Consider the following 4,961-nt stretch of genomic DNA (forward strand, 5'->3'; position numbering starts at 1 on the left):
TGGCCGCCGTTGTTGCCGGCTGCAGCCCGGTGCCGATGTGCGCTTCTGACCGCGACGGTTCGGCAATGGAAACACCTCTCCGCCCTCAGCCAAAGTGAACAGGAGCAGCTTCTGCTTGCCTCGGTGGTGGACCGGGCGCGGCGCCAGATCGGTCTGTTCCTGGGGGATCCTGCTGTCTGTCAGCGCCGTGGTGATCGCGCTCATCATCTACACCATGACCATGGAGAAGCTGAAGCAGATCGCTACCCTGAAGCTGATCGGCGCCCCGGATCGAACCATCGTGGGCCTGATCGTGCAACAGGCGCTGATCCTTGGCATCTCTGGCCTTGCGATCGGGCTGGCCCTGATCCTTCTGGTCAAGGACAGCTTTCCCCGACGCGTAGTGCTTGAGCCGTTCAACGCGCTGGTGCTGACCGGCATCATCCTGATGGTCTGCCTTGTTGCCTCGGGTCTTGGTGTCCGCGCGGCGCTGAAGGTTGACCCTGCCACAGCGCTCGGGGGCTGACCCATGGCACCGGGCGACATTCTGGTCGATGTGCGGGGCGTCGCCAAGCATTATGGCGAAGGCGAAACCCGTGTCGATGCCTTACGGTCCGTGGATCTGCGGGTACATGTCGGCGAAGTCATCGCGCTGCTGGGCCCGTCCGGTTCGGGCAAGACGACGCTGCTGAACGTGATCGGCTGCATTCTTGCCCCGACTGCGGGCCGGGTCGAACTGGATGGCGATGCGGTGTTCGACGGCAAATGGCTCCGAAGCGATCTGCGACGGCTGCGCCTGGACAAGATCGGCTTTATCTTTCAGGCGCACAACCTGTTGCCCTTCCTGACCGCCGAAGAGAACGTCTCGGTCGTGCTGGACCTTGCGGGCTGGCCTGCCGAAAGAGGCCGCGAACGGGCACGCGATCTGCTTGATTACCTTGAAGTCGGGCATCGGGCCAAGGTGAAGCCGGCCCTGCTATCCGGGGGCGAAGCGCAACGCGTCGCCATTGCCCGCGCGCTTGCGAACCGCCCCCGGATCATCCTGGCCGATGAACCCACGGCTGCGTTGGACAGTGGTCGGGCGCAGCTTGTGATGGACCTTCTGCGAAAGCTCGCCAACGACCAGAAGGCCTGCATCATCGCCGTGACGCATGATGAAAAGATCTTCGACCGTTTCGACCGCCTGATCCACCTGCGCGATGGTCGTCTCGTGGACAGCTGAACCAAGGAGATGGTCATGCCCGCCCGCAGAAAGCCCCTGACGGCCGTCGCCGTTGTCGCAATCGTTTTCGGTCTCCTGACCATCGTTTCTGGAGGCCGCGCCCTTTTTGGTGGCGCCGACATGGGGGCCGTCGTCCCGTTCGTTCTGTGGTTCAATTTCTTAGCAGGGTTTGCCTACATCATCGCGGGTCTGGGGCTTTGGTTTAGGACTGGCTGGGCACCCGGCCTTGCCATCGCCATCACCCTCGCGACCGGAGCGATCTTTGCAGTGTTTCTCTTGGAGGTCTGGCACGGGACTGCATACGAGGCGCGGACGATGGGTGCGATGGCGCTGCGCCTGGCGATCTGGGTGGTGATCAGCGTCGTGGCGGCAAGGGAAAAGGCCAGTCGCGCATGACGGAAGGCAATCCTTTCACAGGGCACCATGCGGCCTGCCGCGATACTACCAAGCAGGCGGCGTCACGTCTGACGGGACATCCCGTGCCCCCTCGCACTGACCCCAGGTGTCGCAAAAGATCAACTGCTCCAGCGGCAGGCGGCTTGCCCAACCCTTAGCCGCCAATTCGGGCTGGTCGTAAAGCTCTTCTACGTAGCCGAGGCAAAGCCAGGCCACCGGAACAACGCTTTCGGGCAGGCCAAGGATCTCGCTTAACGCGCCCGACCGAAAGATGCTGACCCAACCCACACCAATCCCTTCCGACCGAGCCGCCAGCCAGAGGTTCTGAACAGCACAGACGGTCGAATAAAGGTCCATCTCGGGCGCGTGGGTGCGACCAAGCACAACAGGGCCGCCACGCGCGCGATCGCAAGTGACGCAGATGCTGACCGGCGCTTGCAGGATGCCTTCAAGCTTCAGGCTGGAATAGAGCGGACGGCGGTCAGGTCCGAACATCGCTTCGGCTTCGGCGTTTGCATCGGCAAAGGCGGCCTGAACCCGACCTCTCACGCCGGCATCCCGGACAATGATGAAGTTCCACGGCTGCATGAACCCAACCGAAGGCGCATGATGGGCAGCCGTCAAAATGCGCATCAGAACATCTTTGTCCACGGGTGTGTCCGTAAACTGCGAGCGCACGTCGCGGCGCGAGAAGATAGCGCGATAGACGGCAGCGCGCTCGCCTTCGCTGAAGGCTCCGGCCGCGACCGGAGAGGCAGAAACGGACATGACGGTCCCCCTTCGTCGAAACGGGCGCGCCGCCGGCCTTCGGCGCGTCCTGTTTCGTCTGGCCGGTCTTCTGACTTGGCTTCGCGCGGGTGCTGCGCCTTCCCGGTCATTCGACCAGTGGCAAATGCAGCCCCATCTACCTTACAGCGTTGGGCACGTCGCAGGATTTCACTGCGTTCCCGATTATCCCGCCACGAAAAGCGGCGGGCACCAGACGCCGCCACTGTAGGCGTAAGTTCGATCTGGCGCAATCAGCGCGGCACTCCCGACGAAGACAGACGTAAAATCATTCTGCGGGATCCTTCAGCCCGGAATTTGGATCGAGGGCGTAGCCGCTCGCTGGTCCACGAAGGGGTTGAGCCAGCATCTGGTCGAGCCACAAATCACGCTGTGTACGAAACTGTTCGATACCGATTTCCATCCCTTCGTGCCCCTTGGCGGGCTGAGCGATGTAGGTCCCGAGCAGCCGGTCCCACCACGGCAGGTTGAAGCCGTATGTCGCGTTGCCCTTTAATCTGAGACGCGACGCGTTTGGCGACAATTTTTGCCCTTAATTGTGAGATACGGCTGTCATGGGGCCCCTGTTTCTCGCGCACCTTTGCGCGATGTGATCAACCGCGGCAAGCAATCGAGGCTCCTTCTCGAAGGCGCGCAAGAGAGCAACCCTTGCATAGTCGTCGATGCTTTTGCTGACGATGGCTGCCTTAGCCAAGGGATGAGATCGAGCGGCGGCGATTGCGGCGAGGCAGAACAGCCTAACTTCCGATCTGGGGTTCTGGACAGCGAACGACGGATCCCCGCGGAAGGTTTTGAGTGACATGGCAAAGGTGACTGCGCGCATTGCGCGCCGAAGTTGCTTGGGGCCGCGCGAGCGCGCGGCGCACTCAAGCATCTCTGCCCCGCGGCGCGCTCGGTATATCAGTTTTCCAGATATTTGTTCCTCACGGAGTTTGCCAAGGGTCTGCACAAGTCTCGTCCCGCAAACTTGGCAGTCAAATGCCCAGGCCCGCCTCCAATGCCTGAGCGAAAGACCCTCTCTGGCGCATTGCATGCAATGCTGGAATGGCATCTGAGCCGTCAGCGAGGCTTCTCGTGGCGTCATTGCCGGAAAGGTCAAAGATCGAACAACATCTGGGTTAACCCGTGCGGCGTTGGCAATCTTCGCCGCCGCAGCCGCGTCGACGTTGAAGTCCAAGGCGGTGCCATGCGCGGTATCGATTCTGAGATGAGCCAGTAGTTCCGCATCATCACAGTAGTTGGCCGCCGCCAGCCGAGACAACCAACCTGACAACAACTCGTCTGGCAGCGGCGCGACAGTCTTGGGCAGCGGGTGCGGCTTCACACCCGGGACTTCTGGAGCCGCCGATGGGGGTTCGCATGGCGCGACCAAACCGGCGTCCATTTTGCGATTGCGTCATCGGTGATGCATTCCTCGCCTGTGATAATGGCGTCGATGGAAAGATCCTTGACCAGAGCGAAGATGCGCGAGGTCACCCCACCGGTCAGTGCCAAGACCTGCTTGAGAGATTTGACCTTCAGGTTGGACTTCTTTTCCAGTGGCATGGCAGCAATAAGGGTCTGGATCATGTCCGAGAACTCGGCATCGTCGCGCCAGTTTGGCAGATGATGTTCGTCCAGCCGTCGGGCAAGCTGGATATCACCGCGAATAGCATCGACGGCCTCGCTGACCCCAAGGCAGACCAGTGACACCTCGAGTTCATTGCTGAGATACCGCAGGACATTGAGAAATCGGCGCTGTTCGCGGTGGGTCCCGGCCAAGAGATTGTGGACCTCGTCGATCATGATCATCCGCAGGCCAAGGTCGCGTAAGAGCGCGATGACACGGACTTCGAGGGAAGCCACATTTTGAGCGCGGGCGCTAAGAGCCGTCGCCGGGGCGCCGACGGCGGCCAGGATGTGCAGGTAAAACCGCCGTTCATCAGGTGCGGGCGGCGCTTGCAACAGCAGAAGCGGTGTGCGGGTGATGCCCGACGCCGGATCGTATTCTGGTGCGTACTTGCGCGACAGGTTTCGGGCAATCATCGTCTTTCCGATCCCGGAGGCGCCATGCACAAGAAGCCCAGGCATACGGGTTTGTCGTGGCGCTTCGATCATGCCCTGCAAGCGGTCCAACACCTGTTCCGCCCGAGGAAAGCCGATCCAGATATCCGATTGAATGAGGGCGATCCGGCCGTCTTCTTCAGTTGTCCCTGCCCTCAATTCACCATCTCTCCACCTTGAACAATGGGCGCGATGTATCACCCGTATCGATCGGGCGCAGCCCTTCGGTTGTCGAGACGGCCGAGTTCGTGCCCTTCAATGTCCCTTTTCTTTCACGGGTTCTGCGTTCGGCCTTCGTCAGGCCCCGGCTTTCAGCTTCGATCTGGCGTTGCTGTCGGATCAGCTCAGCCAGCACCAGCTCATTAGACCCGGACTTGCCAAGGGCACGGGCCTTCCTCATCGCTTCGCGATATTCCCAGAGCGAGACGGGCGGAATTTCCAGGTTTCTGTACCGCGCCTCAACATACCGGCCATCGTCCAGTTCGACCCAGATCATTGAGATATCGCGAGGATCGTAGCGAACGACCACCTTTCC

General features: G+C 61.2%; 9 protein-coding genes and 1 riboswitch. Of the genes, 3 read left to right on the plus strand and 6 right to left on the minus strand.

The genetic code is table 11. From position 1 onward, the window contains the following. On the minus strand, nucleotides 1-204 hold a 204-nt coding region (locus C5F46_RS17160), incomplete at its 3' end, for a hypothetical protein (protein WP_235820199.1). On the opposite strand from C5F46_RS17160, the gene C5F46_RS17165 reads away from it, so the two are divergent. Genes C5F46_RS17165 through C5F46_RS15640 form a run of 3 tightly spaced genes read left to right on the plus strand, consistent with a single transcriptional unit; the run spans nucleotide 191 to nucleotide 1,597 of the window. Then, nucleotides 191-505 (plus strand): FtsX-like permease family protein, encoded by a 315-nt coding sequence (locus C5F46_RS17165; RefSeq protein WP_235820200.1) that lies wholly within the window; start codon nucleotides 191-193, stop codon nucleotides 503-505. The two genes, C5F46_RS17160 and C5F46_RS17165, sit on opposite strands and share 14 nt — an antisense overlap. 3 nt (nucleotides 506-508) lie before the next feature. After that, nucleotides 509-1,201, plus strand: coding sequence for an ABC transporter ATP-binding protein (locus tag C5F46_RS15635; protein WP_107326238.1), 693 nt, complete (start codon nucleotides 509-511; stop codon nucleotides 1,199-1,201). Nucleotides 1,202-1,216: 15 nt separating this feature from the next. Then, a complete protein-coding gene (locus C5F46_RS15640) occupies nucleotides 1,217-1,597 on the plus strand; it encodes a hypothetical protein (RefSeq protein ID WP_107326240.1) in 381 nt (126 codons plus the stop codon). A 45-nt stretch (nucleotides 1,598-1,642) separates the two neighbouring features. Here C5F46_RS15640 and bluB read toward each other — a convergent pair whose 3' ends face one another. The 5 genes from bluB to C5F46_RS15665 form a co-directional block, all read right to left on the minus strand. Continuing rightward, nucleotides 1,643-2,365: a 5,6-dimethylbenzimidazole synthase gene (gene bluB / locus C5F46_RS15645; RefSeq protein ID WP_107326239.1), complete on the minus strand. Its 723-nt coding sequence runs from the start codon at nucleotides 2,363-2,365 to the stop codon at nucleotides 1,643-1,645. A 43-nt stretch (nucleotides 2,366-2,408) separates the two neighbouring features. Continuing rightward, nucleotides 2,409-2,595, minus strand: a riboswitch (cobalamin riboswitch). 56 nt (nucleotides 2,596-2,651) lie between these two features. Beyond that, the gene (locus tag C5F46_RS15650; protein WP_456238439.1) at nucleotides 2,652-2,906 is read right to left on the minus strand and encodes a sterol desaturase family protein; all 255 of its coding nucleotides are present in this window, start codon (nucleotides 2,904-2,906) and stop codon (nucleotides 2,652-2,654) included. A gap of 9 nt (nucleotides 2,907-2,915) precedes the next feature. Beyond that, nucleotides 2,916-3,707, minus strand: coding sequence for a TniQ family protein (locus tag C5F46_RS15655; protein WP_038147409.1), 792 nt, complete (start codon nucleotides 3,705-3,707; stop codon nucleotides 2,916-2,918). Continuing rightward, the gene (locus C5F46_RS15660) at nucleotides 3,704-4,585 is read right to left on the minus strand and encodes a TniB family NTP-binding protein (protein ID WP_038147410.1); all 882 of its coding nucleotides are present in this window, start codon (nucleotides 4,583-4,585) and stop codon (nucleotides 3,704-3,706) included. The genes C5F46_RS15655 and C5F46_RS15660 overlap by 4 nt, the downstream gene beginning before the upstream one ends. Before the next feature lies 1 nt (nucleotide 4,586). Continuing rightward, nucleotides 4,587-4,961: Mu transposase C-terminal domain-containing protein (locus C5F46_RS15665; RefSeq protein ID WP_181317774.1), on the minus strand; the 375-nt coding region annotated here is incomplete at its 5' end.

The sequence above is a fragment of the Phaeovulum veldkampii DSM 11550 genome (genome assembly GCF_003034995.1).
In the GTDB taxonomy this organism is placed as follows: Bacteria; Pseudomonadota; Alphaproteobacteria; order Rhodobacterales; family Rhodobacteraceae; genus Phaeovulum; species Phaeovulum veldkampii.